We start from the raw sequence: 18348 nt of genomic DNA, 5'->3' as shown, positions 1-18348 counted from the left end.
TCGGTCCATGGCTCCTCCCGACACATTCCCTGTCTCGCCGCGTGCACTTGCGGCCGCTGGCATTTCGCTCGATCGACTATGCGAGCGCGCAGGTGTCGCGCCCGCGACGCACTGGGTCACGGCTGACTTCTTCAAACTCTGGGCGGCGGCGGATCGCGACATCGACGATCGCGCCGCCGGGCTGCGCTTCGGCGTCGACGGCGTCACCAGGGGGTACAGCGTGGCCGCCGTCGTGGGACTTCATGCGCCCGACTTTCGCCATGCGCTTTCTGCGATCGCGCGGTACAAACGCCTGACGTGCCCCGAACTCGTGGAGATCGACGTGCGGTCCGACGAGGTCGCCGTGTGCTACCGGTGGCTTCAGGCGACGGGCGAGGTGCCGCGGTTGCTGGTCGACATGACCATGGCATCGCTGCGCGAGCTGGCCCGACGCGGAACGGCGGGGCAGGTAGCGCCCATCCGACTCGAGCTGACGCGACGTCCCGCGGACCGCGAGCTCCTCCGCGCGCACTTTGGATGCGACGTCCGCTTCGGTGCGCCGTGCGACGCGATGGTGTTCCGGCGATCCGCGCTGGATGTGCCGCTCACCACAGCCAATGGCGAAGCCTTTTCTCGTCTTGTGGATGGACTCGAAAAGCAGATGGCCCAGAGTGATGACGCCCCGGCTCTCGTCGGAGAGCTGCGCATTGCGATCGCTCGCCAGCTCAGTGAGGGCCGTCGCGTGAGCGTCGCCGAGATATCGCGCCGGCTCGGCCTTACCAGCCGTACGCTGCAGCGTCGACTGGCTGAGCAAGCCACCCGTTTCCAGTACGAGCTTTCCGCGGTGAGACGAACGACCGCATCGCGGCTTCTGGCCAACACCGACCTCGATGCGGTGGCGATCTCCATGCTGATCGGCTTCGCCGAACCCAATTCGTTTTCCCGCGCATTTCATGCGTGGGAAAAAACCACGCCCGCCCACTGGCGCGAGCGCTACCTCAAGGATCAATCCATGATCGACGCAGCGGTTTCTTCATGACCGGTAAACGTGTGCTCGTCACCGGTGGATCCGGTTTCATTGCCGGGCACTGCATACTCCAGCTCCTCGCCCAGGGCTACGCCGTGCGAACGACCGTGCGTTCCCTCGCGAAGGAAGCGTCAGCGCGCAAGACTCTCGAAGATGCGGGAATGATCCACGGCGAGCATCTGAGTTTCGCCGCTGCCGACCTGCTCGAAGATACCGGCTGGGCGGACGCCGTCGCCGGGATGGATTTCATCCTGCATGTGGCCTCACCCGTGATGCCGGGACACGTCGACAACGAGAACGACGTGATCGTGCCAGCGCGTGAGGGGACCTTGCGGGTGCTGCGTGCGGCACGCGATGCGGGTATTCGTCGCGTCGTGCTTACGTCGGCTTTTCATGCTGTGAGCTGGGGCCATCCTCATGAGGACCACGTGTTCACCGAAAAAGACTGGACGGTGCCAGACGGACCGGGCGTCGATGCCTACGGAAAGAGCAAAACGCTGGCGGAGCGAGCCGCCTGGGACTTCGTGTCCTCTCACGGCGGTGCGCCGGAGCTGACGACCATGCTGCCGGTCGCCGTCATGGGGCCTGTGATGGGGCGAGAAGTCACCGGTGCCAACCACGTGGTGCAACGACTGCTGACGGGGACGCTGCGCGCCTTCCCGGACCTGTACATTCCGATCGTCGATGTGCGCGACGTGGCGGCGGCGCACATCCTCGCGATGACGCATCCTGAAGCCGCAGGCGAGCGCTTTCTGTTGTCGAACGGTCCGGCCGTCGCGATGAAGGACATCGGGGCCATCATCAAGGCGGAACTGGGTGAGGCCGCCCGTCGTGTGCCGACTCGTTCCATGCCAAGCGTGGTGGTACGCGTCGTGGCACGCTTCCGGAAGGAGCTGCGCCCCTTCGTGCGCGATCTCGGCTACGCGAAACAGACCAGTAACGAAAAGGCGCGGCGGATGCTTGGATGGAATCCGAAGGCGCCACGCGTGGCTATCGTGGATGCTGCCAGGAGCATGCTCAGGAGTGGCCTTTTGGGCTAGCCCCGCCGCCGCGCTCGCGAAGCGCTCTCGCGAAGCGCAGAATGCGTACGATATCCAGCCCGTCGGTTTATTCTGACCGTGCGCGGCGAGCCGGATGGGCCGGCGATCCTATGCCGCAGCGCACATGGCGCCCCGTCGATTCTTGTTGCAAGATATTGCGCAACAAGGGGGATACATGGAAGCATCGCAAGGGGTGAGCGCCCACGGCAACCTGCCGTCCGGCGTGGGGATGAAGCTGGGCGCCATGGCGCTGGCTGTGGCATTGGCACTGGGGCTTTCAGCGTGCGGCGGCGGCGGCGGCGGTGGGGGCGGCGGCAACGTCCGACCCACACAGCCCACACAGCCCACACAGCCCACGCAGCCGGTCCAGCCCACGTCGCCGCCCTCGAGCGGAAGCGGCACGACGCCCTCGGGCGAAATCGACGTCGCTGCGAACGACGTCGTCGTGCGAGCTGACAACCTGACCGGGTCGACCGATCTGGTAAAAGGCGGCGCGGGCACGCTCACGCTCACCGGCACCAATAGCTACACCGGGACGACGCTCGTGCAGGCGGGCAGTCTCTATGTCGATGGCGATCAGTCGGCCGCCACAGGCGCAGCGACCGTGGCCAGCGGCGCGACGCTCGGTGGCAAGGGCATCATCGGCGGAAGTGTCACGGTATCCGATGGCGCCACCCTGGCGCCGGGCAGCAGCGGCGCGATCGGTACGCTCACCGTCAACGGCAACCTCAGTCTGTCGTCGGGTTCCCGGCTGGACTACGGTCTGGGCGATTTTGTCGACGTCAAAGGCAACCTGACGCTGGATGGCACGCTCGGTGGAAGCCCGGCGTCCGGTTCCGCGACGGGGCCCGGCGTCTACCGGCTCATGAGTTACGGCGGCAGCCTGGTGAACAACGGGCTGGACGCACCGGCCGGCTGGCTCGTGCAGACCGGCGTGGCGCACCAGGTGAATCTGGTGAATGCCCAGGCTACGCGTCTCAGCTTCTGGGATGGCGATGCCGGCCCGGCGAGTGACAACGTGGTCAATGGCGGCAATGGCACGTGGCAAACCGGCAACGCCGCGTCCAGAGCGAACTGGACGGACGCCAACGGCGTGACCAACACCGGGTTCGCCGATGGATCGTTCGCCGTGTTCCAGAGCACACCCGGCACGGTCACTGTCGACGCCAGCCAGGGCGACGTCAGCGTTGCCGGTATGCAGTTTGCGAGCAACGGCTATATCGTTAGGGGTGATGCGATTCATCTGACCGGTAGCGCGACCGATCCGGGGCAGTCGATCATCCGCGTGGGCGACGGCAGCACAGCTGGATCGGGCTATATGGCAACGATCGACAGCGTCCTGACCGGAGCGTCGGGCCTGGTCAAGACGGATGCGGGCACCCTGGTGCTCAGCGGCAGCAATACCTACACAGGCGGTACGACGATCAGTGGCGGCGTGCTTCAGCTGGGCAACGGTGGCACCACCGGCAGCCTTGCGGGCGACGTGACCGACAACGCCGTGCTCGCCTTCAACCGTAGCGACACCAGCAGCTTCAACGGCATCGTCAGCGGCGCCGGCTCCCTGCGGCAGATCGGCAGCGGCACGCTCGTGCTCACTGGCAACAACACCTATGCCGGCGGCACCACGGTCGACAATGGCATCCTGCAGATCGGCAACGGGGGTGCCACCGGCTGGCTGGTCGGTGACATCGTCAATAACAAGTACGTCAGGTTCAACCGAAGCGACGATGTCGTCTTCGGCGGAAACATAAGCGGTACCGGTTCGCTGTTGAAGGATGGTGCCGGCAAGTTGATCGTCACGGGTTCCATCACCGAGGACAGCGCCACCACCTCGACACGCCCGACCGTGATCACCGCCGGCACGCTGCAAATTGGCAACGGCGGAACCACCGGCTCGATCGCCGGTGACATCACGAACAACAGCGCGCTGGTCTTCGACCGGAGCGACACGGTGACCGTTGGCGGCATCGTCAGCGGCACGGGCTCACTGACCCAGGCGGGCACGGGCACGTTGATCCTGGCCAACACCGCCATCTTCAGCGATATCACCATCAGCAGAGGTACCCTGCAGATCGGTAACGGCGGCGGCAATTCGTGGCGCACCGGAAGCATCGCGAACAACGGCACCCTGATCTTCAACTTCGGTTATCCGAGTGGCGTCGGTGGCGGCACCGATGCGGTGATAAGTGGCAGCGGGAACCTGATCAAGCAGGGATCCGACCTGTTCGTCTTCAGCAACGACAACACCTACACCGGCGGCACGCTGATCAGCGGCGGTACGCTGCGACTTGGTTCGGGCGGCACCACCGGGTCGGTGACCGGCGCCATTACCAATAATGGCGTCCTGGGGTTCGACCGGTCGGACAATGTGACCTTTGCCAATCGGGTCACGGGTACCGGCGCGCTGCGGAAGGACGGCTTCAACACGCTCACCCTGACCGGCGATGTGGCAAGCACGGGCGGAACGAACGTCGCGCTCGGCACGCTCCAGATCGGCAATGGTGGAACGTCGGGCACGCTGGCGGGCGATGTCTTTGTCAGCGGCACGCTGGCGTTCAACCGCAGTGACGACCAGACCTTCAGCGGGAACATCAGCGGGGATGGCCAGGTAGTGAAGCTCGGCGGTAACACGCTCACGCTCACCCGCGGCAACGCGTCCAGCGGTGGTGGCGGTCCATGGTTCGGCACCGATGTGGTCGATGGCACCCTCAGGATCGCGAGCGGAGCGGCGCTGAAGTACTCGACCACCGTGGGCGGCAACCTCGCCCATGCGGTCCTGCAAGTGGACCACGGCGCGACCATCGCGTACACGACGCTTGCCGACGGCGCCACGTTGGACAACGCCGGCCTCGTGCATACGAACGATGCGTTCACGGCGGTGGGTGGTACCCGTGCCGCCTCCGTGCTCAACCACGACGGTGGCGTGATCGAGACGGTACCCCAGGTGGGTTACGTCGGTGGCGCCGTCAATCTCGGCGCGAACAGCACGTTGATCAATGCCTCGGGCGCCATCATTCGCGGAGCCATCGGTGTGGAATCGTCGGGCGTGGTCACCAACGACGGCGGGACCATCACCGGTATGACCGATGACGGCATCAATGGCCATATGACCGCGGTCACGAATACGAATGGCGGTCAGATCACCTCGGGGAGCGACTCGCGGATGCCAACCGCTCCCATCAGCGCCGGCATATTCTCGTACGGCCACGACGCAACGATCAGCAACCTGAGCGCCAGTTCGATCGTTGGCAAGCGCGTTGGCGTCGCCCTGAACGATGGCGGCACGGTATTCAATGACGGTGGCAGCCTCATCTCGGGCAGTACCGGTGTATCCACCTACAACCAGGACCTGACGATCGCCACCGTCAACAATACGAACGGCGCCCGGATCACCGGTACGCAGACGGGCATCAGGCTCGAGTTCGGCGGTGTCGTGAACAATGGTGCGGGCTCGACGATCGAGACGACCGCACCGGCATCGGGCGATTGCTCGGGGACGCCGGCCTGTGCCATCTACGTGCCGGTCTACGGTGGCGTCGGCAACTACGGTTCCGTGGGCACACTGACCCTGTCCAACGCGGGTTTCATCCTGGGCGACGTGCAGATGGACCCGGGTCGGGTCAACGACATCACGCTGATCGCCGGCGGCTACATTCACGGCGCACTGAAGATCGGCAGCAATACGGCATCCAACCTGACCCTCGATGGTGGTGCCGGCAGCAGCCAGCTGTATTCGACAGCGGTGACTGGCGGTACGACATTTGGCGGAAGCCTGATCAAGAACGGCGCCGGTATCTGGACGCTCGATAACAATGAGCTGCAAGGCGTGACGAACACATCGATCAACGCGGGCTCGCTGCGTGCGTCGCAGTCGCTCGCGGGTAATGTGACCGTCAATGCAGGAGGCATGATCGACGGCGTTCCCGGGGTCAATGGCAACCTCATCAACGCGGGCAAGGTCGCCTTGCATGGCGGCGATACGTCGGTCGGCGGCAATTTCAGCCAGGCGTCCGGCGGCAGGCTTGCCGTGAGTCTCGGCAGCAAACTCGCCGTTACCGGTTCGGCCGCGCTCGACGGTACGCTCGAGGTCACCGGTGCCGACAACGGGTATGTCAGCAATACGCACACGGATGTGCTTACCGCAACGGGCGGTGTCACCGGGACGTTCGGTGCGCTGGTCAAGGATTCCGGTGTCGTCTTCACCTCCAGCACGATCAACTACGGCCCGAACAGCGTGTGGCTCGACACGACGGGCCTCAACATCACGGCCGCCATGCAGAGCAGGGGAGCGGTGCTGACCCGCGCCTCGCTGGCCAGCGCCCAGCGCGTGCAGAGCGCATTTACGCAGCTGGACACGCGCATCGCCAGTGGGACCGTCTCGGCGGTTCCCTCGAACTTCGTCGAGGCGGCAGGGCAGTTCCAGCAAGCGCCCACGGTGCAGGCGGCACAGTTCTCGCTGGAAAGTCTGTCAGGCGAGCTGCATGCGGCCAGCGCCGCCATGACGTTCGAGGCGATCGATGCGTCGGGCCGTGCCATGTCCGATCACTTCGACGACCTGCTCGACAAGAAGGCAGGTTATGGGATGTGGACGCACAACCTCAGCACCAGCGGCGACATGGGGCGGTCCGGCTTCGACGGCGTTGGGTACCAGTTGAATGGCTGGATGGTCGGTAGCGATCAGCAGATCGGAAGCTCGGGGGTCGCGGGCTTCGCGTTCGGGCAGAGCCAGGCGCGTCAACAGCTCGACCGGAGTTCCGACCGCAATCGCAGCCGGAACACCGAAGGCATGTTCTACGCAGGAGCGTTAAACGGCAACTGGTACACGCAGGGGCGTATCGGGTTTGGCCACTTCCAGCAGGACGTGAATCGTCAGCTCCTGCTTGGGACGAGCGCCCAGGGCGTCGGGACACGGTACGGCGGCGATTACAACGTCGCCTACGGCGAAAGCGGTCTGAACCTGGACTGGGCGGGCACGCGGGTCTTGCCGTTCGTCAATGTCGAGTACGCGAACATCCGACGCGACGGGTTCGCGGAGCAGGGTGCCGGTGGATTCGGTCTGCAGGCGAATGCACAGACGGTGGACCGGTGGCAGGCCGGTGTCGGCTTGCGCGCCAGTCGACGCTGGGATTTTGGCGGTGGACGCTCACTGGATTTCCGGATGAGTGCGCAGTTTCAGCGAACCGTCGCCTCGCGAGGGGACGTGTTCGAGGCAGCCTTCGTCGGCCTTCAGCAATATCAGCCTTTGGTGGGCATCGGCCTGTCGCGCTACAGCGGCTTGTTCAATGTCGGCTTGAAGGCGGCGTTGTCGGAGCTTACGTCGCTGGACTTTGGCTATGATTATCAGCGAGGGCAGCGAGATCAGGCGCAGATGGTGTCGGCGCGATTGATCAAGGCGTTCTGACCGCCACGCGTTGCGAAGCATACGGACTGGAAGGCGGGATCGTTCCTACAGGCGGCTCTTCACTGAACCCGCCCTTCCGGCTCCGGAACATGGAGCGTGCACAACGCCGCCATCACCAGACTGATCCCGCCGATGCCCAGTGCCCAGATCGGCTGGTTGTGAAAGCACAGCCGCAGCAACATCCCCAGGATGCTTGCCGCCAGCACCTGCGGGATCACGATAAAGAAATTGAAGATGCCCATGTACACGCCCATCTTCGCGGTCGGCAAATGGTCGGACAGCAGCGCATAAGGCAGCGACAGAATCGATGCCCATGCGAAGCCGACACCGACCATCGACGCGAGCAGCCAGCGGGGATCGCGGATATAGAGGAATGACAGCAGTCCCGCACCGCCAAGGCACAGGTTCACCACGTGACTCATGCGTAGTCCCCACCGGCGCACCATCAGCGGGATGATGACCGCCGCAAGGGCGCCGAAACCGTTATACGCGGCGAACAGCACACCCACCCAGTTCGCGCCTTCGTTGTACGCGGCCGAGCTGGTGTCGCCCGTGCCGTACATCGTCTGCGTCACGCCCGCCGTGGCGTAGATCCACATCGCGAACAGCGCGAACCACGAAAACAACTGCACACCCGCCAGTCGCCGCATGGACTCCGGCATGCCGTAGAGATCGCCGGTGATTTCGCGCAGCATGCCCCGGCTACCCGTCCGGCTGAGCCAGCTGAGCAGAAGTCCGAAGACGATCAGTCCGCCCGCAAGGAGGTAGACCTCCTTCTCCAGCGAGAAGTGCCTGATCGCAACCAGGACAACGCCACCTGCCAGCAGCAAGAGCGCACCGGGTCTGCCGGCGCCCGACACGTCGACCGGCGGCCGCTCAGGCACGGCATCGGCGAACGAGCGCAGCTGCGCGGGTGAGTACTCGCGAGTGGTCAGCATCGTCCAGAGCACGGCGCCGAGCAGCACGGCGCCGCCGACGTAAAAGGCGTACTTCACCGTGTCGGGAATGCCTCCCTGCGGCGCCACATTGGCGACGCCGAAGCGCGCGAGTACCCAGGGCAACAGCGAAGCGACCACCGCCCCCGCACCGATGAAGAAGCTCTGCATGGCGAAGCCCGCGGGACCCTGCCTCGTCGGCAGCTGGTCCCCAACCAGGGCACGGAACGGCTCCATCGAGACGTTGATCGACGCATCCAGAATCCATAGCAGCCCGGCGGCTATCCACAAGGCCGGGGCGTTAGGCATCCAGAGCAGGCCCAGCGAAGCGAATACCGCGCCCGCCAGGAAGTATGGCCGACGCCGGCCCAGCCGGTTCCAGGTGCGATCGGAGTAGTGACCTACGATGGGTTGGACGATCAGACCCGTCAGCGGCGCGGCGATCCATAGCGCGGGGATGTCGTTGACGTCCGCGCCCAGCGTCTGGAATATCCGGCTGACATTCGCGTTCTGCAATGCGAGGCCGAACTGGAGACCGAGGAAGCCGAAGCACATGTTCCAGATCTGCCAGAACGAAAGCGCGGAGCGTTTCGTCATCCGTACGTAGCCGGCACATCCGTCAGGGATATGCTCAGCGCGCACGTAGCGGGTCTGCATGGTCGTTCCGGGTCATGGGTCTCTCTCTCCAGTCACCGTTATGTCATGGACCGGGCCAGGCCGCATGTTGCGGGCGCAGCATCGCCACGGGATGTTGCGCTTGTAAACAGGAGGGATCTGACGGCATAGTCGTTGGACAGTGTGACGACAGCGGAGAATCCATGCGGGTACGCCTCGAAGATGTGGCGCGCAAAGCCGGCGTATCGCCCAAGACGGTGTCGCGTGTGCTCAACGACGAGGCCAACGTGACTGACGCCACGCGTGAGCGCGTGCGTGCCGCCATGGAGGAAATGGATTATCGCCCCCATCCGTCGGCGCGCAGTCTGGCAGGTAACCGCTCGTTCCTGGTCGCGATGCTGTACGACAACAACGACAATCCGGCATCGACGTATCTGGCCGAGATCCAGGACGGCGTGCTCGAGGCCTGCGATGCGCATCGCTACAGCATGATGGTGCGACCGCTGCGCATGCGCGACAGCGACTTCATCCGCCGCCTCGATACACTCATCTCCGACCATCACCCCGATGGGGTGGTGCTGACGCCGCCCATTACCGAATACGCGCCGCTGTTGAAACGCCTGCGCGAGGCGGACGTTCCTTTTTCCGCGGTGTCGCCGGTGAAGCGAAGCAAGACCCTCGGCGTGATGATGGACGAGCAGAGCGCCGCGCGTGCGATGGTCGGCCATCTGCTTGAACTCGGGCACACGCGGATCGCCCATGTGATCGGCATCGCGAATCATGGCGCCAGTCGATGGCGCCTGGCAGGCTACCGTGATGCCATGGCGGCGGCCGGATTACCCGAAGATCCGGCGCTGGTGGTGCAGGGTGCCTTTACCTTCGCCTCGGGCGTGGAGGCGGCGCGCCACCTGTTCTCGCTCGCCGACCGACCGACCGCGGTGTTCGCGGCCAACGACGATATGGCGACCGGTGTGATGTGGGCGGCGGGCGAGTTCGGCCTCAAGGTGCCTGACGACGTCTCGGTCTGCGGCTTCGACGATACGCCGCTGTCGCGTCAGCTGTGGCCGGCCCTTACCACCGTGCTGCAACCGAGCCGCGAGATGGGCAGGATCGCGGCCGAGCAGTTGCTGGCCGAGTTGCGCGGCCGAGGCACGGGTAAGCTGGTCCAGATGCCGTTTTCCCTGCAGATCCGAGGCTCCACCGCCCTCGCTCCCTGAGTGGACCCGTGGCGCCGGTCGGCGCCGGTGCCATGCTGCATCGCAAATTGACAGCGCTGTCATTCCTGCCACGATGCGCCTCGGAAGCGTACCGCCGGTGCGCGTGGATGGAGCCTTCTCGTGCCATTGCTGCAGTCGTTGGGTCTGTTATCGCGACGCTTGCCCGTAGCGCTTTCCCTTGCCGGGGCCTTGTTGTCTGCCATTCCCGCCATGGCGGGCGACGCCGCCGCCGTCCATCCCGAACAGTGGCCGAAGGGTGCTTCGCCGCTCCCGCCCGATCCCGCGCTCGAAGCCCGTATCCATGCGCTGCTGCGGACAATGACGGTGGAAGAAAAGGTCGGCCAGATGATCCAGGCCGACATCAAGTACGTCACGCCGGACGATGTACGCGAGTATCGACTGGGCTCGGTCCTGGCAGGCGGTAATTCCAAGCCACCGGGGCAGCCGTTTCCCGTGGCCACGCAATGGCAGGCGCTGGCCGATGCGTTCTACCGTGCGTCGATGGACACGTCGCGGGGAGGCAAGGCCATCCCGGTGCTGTTCGGCATCGACGCCGTGCACGGGCACAACAATCTCGTCGGCAGCACGCTGTTTCCGCAGAATTCCGGGCTCGGCGCCACCCGCGATCCGCAACTGATTCACGACATCGGTGAGGTCACGGCGCAGGAGCTGCGTGCCAGCGGCATCGGCTGGACGTTCGCGCCCACACTCACCGTGCCGCAGGATGTGCGCTGGGGGCGCTCGTACGAAGGCTATTCGCAGAACCCCGAGATAGTCGCGGCATACGCCGCGGCGGTCGTTGAAGGGCTGGAAGGCAAGCCAGGTACGCCGTCATTCCTGGATGCCGGGCATGTCATCGCCACCGCCAAGCACTTCCTCGGTGACGGCGGTACGCACGATGGCAGAGATCAGGGCGACGCACGGATCAGCGAGGCGACGCTGCGTGACATCCACGGTGCCGGCTATCCGCCTGCGATCAAGGCGGGCGTTCAGGTGGTGATGGTTTCGTTCTCGAGCTGGAACGGCGTCAAGATGGCCGGCAACAAGGCACTGATCACCGGCGTGCTGAAGGAGCGCATGGGCTTCGATGGGATCGTTCTCGGCGACTGGAACGCGCACGGCCAGGTACCCGGCTGCACCAACGAGGATTGCGCCGCCGCGTATAACGCCGGGCTGGATATGCTCGAGGCGCCTGACTCGTGGAAAGGTATCTATAAAAACACGCTGGCTGAGGCCAGGGCGGGCGTGATTCCGATGAGCCGCATCGACGACGCGGTGACTCGCATCCTGCGGGTGAAGATGCGCCTCGGCATGTTCGAGGCTGGACTGCCGTCCACCAACGCCTTGGCGGCAAAGTCGGCCGAGGTGGTTGGAAGCCCGGCGCACCGCGCCGTGGCACGCCGTGCCGTGCGCGAGGCGCTGGTGTTGCTGAAGAACGATGGCGTGCTGCCCATCGACCCGCGCAAGCGGGTCCTGGTCGCTGGCGAAGGCGCCGACGACATCTCCCGGCAAAACGGTGGCTGGACACTCACCTGGCAGGGAACGGGTCTGACGAATGCCAATTTCCCGGGCGCCACATCCGTATGGGCCGGCCTTCGCGCACAGGTGGAAGCGGCCGGCGGTAGCGCCGAACTGTCCGTCGACGGTAACTACGCGCAGAAGCCGGACGTCGCCATCGTGGTATTCGGCGAGGATCCTTATGCCGAGTTCCAGGGCGACCTGCCGAACCTCGCGTACCGTCCCGGCAACGATCGCGACCTGGATCTGCTTCGCAAACTGCGCGGACAAGGCGTGCCCGTGGTTGCCGTGTTCCTCACCGGCCGCCCGCTCTGGATGAACCGCGAAATCAATGCCGCCGACGCGTTCGTGGTCGCGTGGCTACCGGGCAGCGAAGGCGAGGGTATCGCCGATGTGCTGCTGCGTACCCGCGAAGGATCTGTCGCCCATGACTTTCACGGCAAGCTTGCCTATGCCTGGCCGCGTAATGCGCTGCAGATTCCCGGCGCGATCGCAAAGGGTGACCGTCCGCAGTTCCCTTACGGCTTCGGGCTGACGTATGCCGCTGGTGGCACGACCGGCAAGCTGCCCGAGAACCCGGGGCTGGCCCTCAGCTCGGCCCAAGCCGGCGTCTACTTCACTCGAGGAAAGCCGGCCCAGGATTTCGTGGTGCGTCTGACCGGCGCGGATGGAGCGACCTCCGATGTCAAAGCCACACCCGCCGCCACGGCGGACGACAGCCTGCATGTCGCTGCGCTCGACTTCAAGGCACAGGAAGATGCGCGAAGCTTCAGCTGGTCCGGTAAGGGTTCACGTGACGCGAGCGTCGCTTTGGTGGCGCCGACGCCACTCGATGTGGATCGTGAAACCAATGGCGACGTGCTGCTGGTGACGATGCTCAAGATCGATGCCGTCTCAGCGGATGATACGTCGAGCGTCGCCATCGGCTGCGGAACCGGATGCGTCGGCTCGGTGCCCGTCGGGAGCCAGCTGGCCGCGCTGCCCAAGGGGGAGTGGCTTCGCGTCGGCATTCCGTTGAAATGCTTCCGCGATGCCGGCGCGAACATGAGCAAGGTGGACCGTCCCTTTGAATGGTCCAGCCACAGCGCGGGGCGGATCGCTATCGCCGAGGTGTCGCTGGGCACGGTAGCGGACCGTACGTTGACGTGTCCGGGTCATGGCGCCGCGCCGTGACCCTGCAAGACGTTCTTAAGTGCCTTGTCGGCTTGCTGCCACGCAGCAAGCATTCATTGCGAGAGAGTTCTACTATCCAGCAATGACAGCGCTGTCATCTTAAATGACGGCGCGCAAGGGGAGTGGGGAAATCGTGTCATGGCCGTCGTCCGAGACGGACCACACAGATCCGAATCATCGAGGGAGAGTCAGATGAACCTGCGTCACAAGTTGATGTATGTCGCCATGTCACTCGCGTTCGCGCCGGGTACGCTGCTAGCGGCGGATCAGGACGCCACGGCACAGAACCCACCGCCCAGAAATCCCGAGGCCGCGGACAAGAAGATCCAGAACCTGGATGCCGTCTCGGTATCCGCAACCAAGCGCGATACGCCGTTGCAGAAAACGCCGGTGGCCGTGACCGCGATCGCCGTCGACACACTCGATCGCGAGCGGGTCATGACGGTCCAGGACCTGACCAAGCTCGTGCCCGGCCTGCAAGGCACCTCGCAGGGTGACCATGGTGTCGTGACACTCACCTTGCGCGGCATCGGCAACGACAGCGCCAAGACCGAGTATGCCGACCCCGAAGTCGCCACCTTCGTCGACGGCGTATACGCGCCGCGTGCCGAAGCCGCCTCGGGCCTGCTGCTGGATATGGATGGCGTGGAAGTGCTGCGCGGTCCCCAGGGCACCCTGTGGGGTCGCAATTCCACCGCCGGTGCCATCAGCTTCCAGACGGCCAAACCGGAGATCGGTGCGGGCTTCTATGGCAATGCCCAGGTGGGCGGGGGCAACTTCCACCAGTTCGGCTCGCGTGCCGCCTTCAATCTGCCGATCAGCGACACCTTCGCGATGCGTGTCGCCGTGGTGCACGAGCAGCACGACGGCTACGTCGATTACCAGAAGCCGTCAGGTCAGCTGCCCAGCGTCGCGGACCAGCAACAGGCGTATCTGGCTTCGTCCGCCTCGGGCGGCACGCTGGCCGGGTTCAAGCCGATCGATCCGGGCCAGTATGTCCAGGGTGGCGACAAGTACAACGCACAGGATCAGTCCGCGGCACGCGTCAGCGCGCTGTGGCAACCCAGCGAGGCGTTCAAGTGGAACCTGTCGTACGAGTACTTCGTCGACCGCGGCACGCCCAGCATGAGCCTGATGCAGACACCACGTCAGGGTCAGGACTTCTGGTCGGCGCTGATCGATACCGCACCGTATCTGCATCGCACGTCCAACACCGTGCGCAGCCGCATGGACTGGAACATCAGCGACGGCATGCAGCTCAGCTACATCGCCGGCTACAACCATTACTCCGGCAAGAGCGACTTCGATCAGGACGTCGGTGTCAGCGTGCCCACCAGCTTCACCACCAACGGCGTCTACCAGGACGACCGCACCAACAGCTCGGGCTACAAGAACTGGAGTCAGGAAATCAACCTGAAGTCCACCGGTCCACAGACCGTGGACTGGATTCTCGGTGCGTACTACGGCTACGAAGACAACGACATCCGCTTCGACATCCCCATCATGAATGGCACGCGCTACGGCACGGTGAGCTGGCAGGGGTCCTTCATCCAGCCGAAGGAAACCGTGGAGTCGTATGCGCTGTTCGGTCAGGCTACCTGGCATCTCAGCGACCACTGGCGCCTCACCGGCGGCGCGCGCTGGTCGCATGACGACAAGGAGAACAAGGGCGGCGTCAACTGGGGCTGGGCATACGATCCGACCGTGCCGCAGGTGCCGATCTCGCCGGACGTGTATCCGGATCCGTCGAACGGTTTCAGCGTCTCGCAGCGGAACACGGCCAAGTACAGCAAGGGCAAGCCGACGTGGCTGGTTCGCCTGGATACCGACGTGAGCGAGAACGGCCTGGCTTACGCCAGCGTGTCCACCGGCTATAAATCCGGCGGCACGCAGGACGCGGGCACGCTGTACAAACCCGAGACGCTGACCAACTACGAAGTCGGTGCCAAGTTCGTCTTCCTCGACGGCCACATGACCTGGAATTCGGCGGTCTATTACGAAGACTTCAAGAACTTCCAGCTGTCCGCGCCCATCGTCTATCCGGACGGCAACCACGGCCTGGGCTTCTCAAACGTGGGCGGCAGCACCAAGGTCATCGGCTTCGAGTCGGAGCTGGCGTACCAGCAGAAGGGCGATCGCTTCAATCTGATCTTCTCGTCCATTACCAAGAAAGAGCTCGGCAAGCTGATCTACGCCGGTTCCAACGACTATCAGGGTCTGCCGGCGTGCCCGCCCGAGTCGAACCTCGCGAACTGCGCGGACGTCACCGGTAACGATCTGCCTCACGCGCCGAAGGTGTCGCTCACCGCCATCTACGAGCACGACTTTCAGCTCGGCAATGGCGGGCGCCTCACGCCACGCCTGAGCGCGCAGTACCAGAGCGCACAGTGGTTGAGCTACTTCAACCTGGGCGCGGGCGACAAGCAAAAGGCGTATACGCGCGGCGACGTGTCCCTGCGTTACAGCGAGCCGGGTGACAAATGGTGGGTCAACGCATACGTGCAGAACGTGTCCGATGGGCGTATCCGGACCAGCGCAGGCCGCTTCACCATGGCCGACGGTTCGTTGCAGTACGTGTCGCAGTACCTCGCGCCGCGCACGTACGGCCTGCAGCTTGGCGTCTGGCTCTGACGGGCTGAAAGGCAGGGAGACAGCATGGCGCGTCTGAAGAAGGTGCTGGTCGTCGGGGGTGGCACCGCGGGTTGGCTGACCGCGTGCTACCTGGCCAGGGCGGTCAACGCGGTCGATCCGCGAAGTGTGCAGGTGCACCTCGTGGAATCGCCGGACATTGGCCTGCTTGGGGTAGGGGAGGCCACGTTCCCGTCCATACGCGGAACGCTGGCCGCCATCGGCCTCGACGAGCGACGTTTTCTGGTCGGCGCCACCGCGACGTACAAGCAAGGCATCCACTACCGGCACTGGGTACGGCCGCCGGGTGCGCCGGGTGCGGATCATTTCTTTCATCCGTTCAATGCGCCCAGTCAGCGGCCGGGCGGTCCCGAGTTGTTGCCGTACTGGCTGCTCGGCGCCGCGCCGGCGGGGATGCCGTTCGCCGATGCGGTGTCGATGCAAACCGCGCTGGTCGATCACTCGCGTGCCCCCAAGCGCGTTAAGGATGCGGACTATCAAGGACCGATGAACCACGCCTTCCACTTCGATGCGGCGTGCTTTGCACGCGTGCTGGCCGAGCACGGTCAGGAGACGCTTGGTGTGGTTCGGCATACGGCGACGGTGGAGCGTACGGAGCTCGACGAGCACGGTGCCATCGCGCGCGTGGTGACGAAGGAAGAAGGCGAGCTCACCGCGGACCTGTATGTGGACTGCACCGGGTTGCGTGGGATGCTGATTGGCGGGGCGATGCAGTCGCCGTTCCGTAGTCGGGCGGATGTGTTGTTCGCCGACCGTGCGGTGGCGATGCAGGTGCCTTACGACGCGCCCGATACGCCGATTCCTTCTTACACCATCTCGACCGCCCAGGAAGCGGGGTGGATCTGGGATATCGGGTTACAGAAGCGGCGTGGCGTAGGGTATGTGTATTCGTCGCGGCATACCGATGACGAGCGAGCCGAAGCGGTCTTCCGGAAGTACCTGGGTGAAGCAGGGAAGGGCGGAAGGGCCATGCAGCTCAAGTTCGAGACGGGGTATCGGCCTGAGCACTGGCGGAAGAACTGCGTCGCGGTGGGCCTGGCCGGGGGCTTCGTTGAGCCGCTGGAGTCGACCGGCATTGCCCTGATCGAGCTGGCGACGTATTTGCTCACGCATTTGTTGCCCGGCGACACCGACGACATGGAGAGCGCGGCACGGCACTACAACGAGATGATGGTGGCGCGATATGACCGGATCATCGACTTCATCAAGATGCATTACTGCCTGAGCCAGAGGCGCGACTCGGCCTTCTGGCTTGAGAATGCCGACCCTTCGAGCATCCCGCAGACGCTGCGGGAGAAGCTGGAGAAGTGGAAGACGAGGCCGCCGCATCGGCTGGATTTCGTCAGCGACCTGGAGATGTTCATGACCTCCAGCTGGCAGTACATCTTGTACGGGATGGAGTTCAGAACCGATCTGGAGCCGATGCGAAGCGCCTATCCGGATGTGGAGGCGGCGCGGCGGGAATTCGGGATGATTCAGCAGGCGGCGGTGAGGGCGCTGGATGACTTGCCGGATCATCGCGCACTGGTCGAGCAGCTTTGCGCTGAGCATCGACCACCCAGCCCGGCCCCACATGCCGGTCACCGTGACCGCATCGCGGAGCGTAGCCGTGTATGACGAGGTCAGGGATAAGTAGAGCGACCGATCTCAAGCCAGCGGCTCGGCGTCAATGCGGTACCAGCAGCCGGAACGCCAGGGCGATCAGGGCCACCGCCAGGACACCTGCGACGTAAAGCGCGACGAACCAGCCCGCACGTCCCAGCCACCCTTGCCTGCGCGCGTCCATCAGTGATATCCGGGGTCGTCGTGGCGCACCTTGCCGCGGAAAACCCAGTACGACATGGCCGAGTAGACGATGATGATCGGCACGATGATGGCCGCGCCGACCAGCGTGAATTTCTGGCTCGACGGCGGAGACGACGCGGCCCAGATGTCCAGCGAAGGCGGGATGATGTTCGGGAAGATGCTGATGATCAGCCCGGTGTAGCCGAGGAAGAGAATCGCCGCCGTGAGCACGAACGGTTGTCGATCACGCTTCTGCCGGATGGCGCGCTGGATACCAAAGACGCAAGCCAGTACCAGAACCGGAACAGGCAGGAAGAAGAACAGGTCGGGCATTGCGAACCAGCGCCGGGCCACGGCATCCTGACCGAGGACGGTCCATGCGCTGACCACGGCGATGATCGCGAGCAGGGCCCATACCAGGGGCTTCATCGCGACGTAGATGCGCCGCTGGAGGTCGCCGTCGGTCTTCATGATCAGCCAGCCGCATGCGAGAGTCGCGTAGGTGACGAGCAGACCCAGCCCGGCGAGAAGTCCGAACGGTGAGAGCCAGTCGAACGGACCGCCGGCGAACTGTCGGTTCACGACGGGGATGCCCTGAAGCAGCGTCCCGAGAACGAGGCCCTGACAGAAGATCGCCGTGGCCGAGCCGAGCATGAAGGCGAGATCCCAGAGGCGCTGCGAACGTCTCGCTTTGGCGCGGATCTCGAAGGCGACGCCACGAAAAATCAGCCCGCAGACCATGCCGATGATCGGCAGGTAGGTCGCCGGTAGCAGGACGGAATAGGCGACAGGGAAGGCCGCATACAGGCTGGCACCGCCAAGGACCATCCAGGTTTCGTTGCCGTCCCATACCGGGGCGACGGTGTTCAACATCACCTGGCGGTCGTGCTCGCGATCGAAGAAGGGAAACAGCAGCCCGATGCCGAGGTCGAAGCCATCGAGCAGCACGTACAGGAAAACACCGAAGGCGATAATGGCCGCCCAGACCATCGGTAGATCGAAGGACATG

The 18348-nt window shown here is 64.5% G+C and carries 10 protein-coding genes; 7 read left to right on the top strand and 3 right to left on the bottom strand.

What is annotated here, in order from left to right; genetic code table 11:
- Positions 1-7 precede the first annotated feature (7 nt).
- From FA85_RS00240 to FA85_RS00230, 3 genes are all read left to right on the top strand, one after another.
- Positions 8-1018: an AraC family transcriptional regulator gene (locus tag FA85_RS00240; RefSeq protein ID WP_036113199.1), complete on the top strand. Its 1011-nt coding sequence runs from the start codon at positions 8-10 to the stop codon at positions 1016-1018.
- The gene (locus FA85_RS00235) at positions 1015-2046 is read left to right on the top strand and encodes an SDR family oxidoreductase (RefSeq protein ID WP_036113203.1); all 1032 of its coding nucleotides are present in this window, start codon (positions 1015-1017) and stop codon (positions 2044-2046) included. The genes FA85_RS00240 and FA85_RS00235 overlap by 4 nt, the downstream gene beginning before the upstream one ends.
- A 175-nt stretch (positions 2047-2221) precedes the next feature.
- A complete protein-coding gene (locus tag FA85_RS00230) occupies positions 2222-7447 on the top strand; it encodes a beta strand repeat-containing protein (protein ID WP_036113207.1) in 5226 nt (1741 codons plus the stop codon).
- A 59-nt stretch (positions 7448-7506) separates the two neighbouring features.
- On the opposite strand, the gene FA85_RS00225 is transcribed toward FA85_RS00230, so the two are convergent.
- Positions 7507-8979, bottom strand: a complete 1473-nt coding sequence (locus FA85_RS00225) for an MFS transporter (protein WP_036117594.1) — start codon at positions 8977-8979, stop codon at positions 7507-7509.
- Between the two features lie 221 nt (positions 8980-9200).
- Here FA85_RS00225 and FA85_RS00220 point away from each other — a divergent pair, with 221 nt between their 5' ends.
- From FA85_RS00220 to FA85_RS00205, 4 genes are all read left to right on the top strand, one after another.
- On the top strand, positions 9201-10214 hold the full coding sequence (locus FA85_RS00220) for a LacI family DNA-binding transcriptional regulator (protein ID WP_036113210.1): 1014 nt from the start codon (positions 9201-9203) through the stop codon (positions 10212-10214).
- A 210-nt stretch (positions 10215-10424) separates the two neighbouring features.
- Positions 10425-12905, top strand: a complete 2481-nt coding sequence (locus tag FA85_RS00215) for a glycoside hydrolase family 3 protein (RefSeq protein WP_081907480.1) — start codon at positions 10425-10427, stop codon at positions 12903-12905.
- Positions 12906-13097: 192 nt separating this feature from the next.
- On the top strand, positions 13098-15536 hold the full coding sequence (locus tag FA85_RS00210) for a TonB-dependent receptor (RefSeq protein ID WP_036113213.1): 2439 nt from the start codon (positions 13098-13100) through the stop codon (positions 15534-15536).
- 24 nt (positions 15537-15560) lie between these two features.
- Complete coding sequence (locus FA85_RS00205; RefSeq protein WP_036113216.1) at positions 15561-17171, top strand: tryptophan halogenase family protein; 1611 nt, start codon at positions 15561-15563, stop codon at positions 17169-17171.
- A gap of 49 nt (positions 17172-17220) precedes the next feature.
- Here FA85_RS00205 and FA85_RS21730 read toward each other — a convergent pair whose 3' ends face one another.
- Positions 17221-17340: a DUF2474 family protein gene (locus FA85_RS21730; protein ID WP_156108730.1), complete on the bottom strand. Its 120-nt coding sequence runs from the start codon at positions 17338-17340 to the stop codon at positions 17221-17223.
- Positions 17340-18347, bottom strand: coding sequence for a cytochrome d ubiquinol oxidase subunit II (gene cydB / locus FA85_RS00200; RefSeq protein ID WP_036113219.1), 1008 nt, complete (start codon positions 18345-18347; stop codon positions 17340-17342). The genes FA85_RS21730 and cydB overlap by 1 nt, the downstream gene beginning before the upstream one ends.
- Between the last annotated feature and the right edge of the window lies 1 nt (position 18348).

The organism is Luteibacter mycovicinus (assembly GCF_000745235.1).
In the GTDB taxonomy this organism is placed as follows: Bacteria; Pseudomonadota; Gammaproteobacteria; order Xanthomonadales; family Rhodanobacteraceae; genus Luteibacter; species Luteibacter mycovicinus.
Note: the sequence above shows the minus strand (reverse complement) of the source record. Positions and strands in the feature narration are given on the sequence as shown.

Bases quoted from the DNA above. Each gene is read 5' to 3' on its own strand.
- FA85_RS00230 (WP_036113207.1), top strand. From the start codon at position 2,222: ATGGAAGCATCGCAAGGGGTGAGCGCCCACGGCAACCTGCCGTCCGGC.
- FA85_RS00220 (WP_036113210.1), top strand. From the start codon at position 9,201: ATGCGGGTACGCCTCGAAGATGTGGCGCGCAAAGCCGGCGTATCGCCC.
- FA85_RS00225 (WP_036117594.1), bottom strand. From the start codon at position 8,979: ATGACGAAACGCTCCGCGCTTTCGTTCTGGCAGATCTGGAACATGTGC.
- FA85_RS00205 (WP_036113216.1), top strand. From the start codon at position 15,561: ATGGCGCGTCTGAAGAAGGTGCTGGTCGTCGGGGGTGGCACCGCGGGT.
- FA85_RS00240 (WP_036113199.1), top strand. From the start codon at position 8: ATGGCTCCTCCCGACACATTCCCTGTCTCGCCGCGTGCACTTGCGGCC.
- cydB (WP_036113219.1), bottom strand. From the start codon at position 18,347: ATGTCCTTCGATCTACCGATGGTCTGGGCGGCCATTATCGCCTTCGGT.
- FA85_RS00215 (WP_081907480.1), top strand. From the start codon at position 10,425: ATGGCGGGCGACGCCGCCGCCGTCCATCCCGAACAGTGGCCGAAGGGT.
- FA85_RS00210 (WP_036113213.1), top strand. From the start codon at position 13,098: ATGAACCTGCGTCACAAGTTGATGTATGTCGCCATGTCACTCGCGTTC.
- FA85_RS00235 (WP_036113203.1), top strand. From the start codon at position 1,015: ATGACCGGTAAACGTGTGCTCGTCACCGGTGGATCCGGTTTCATTGCC.
- FA85_RS21730 (WP_156108730.1), bottom strand. From the start codon at position 17,340: ATGGACGCGCGCAGGCAAGGGTGGCTGGGACGTGCGGGCTGGTTCGTC.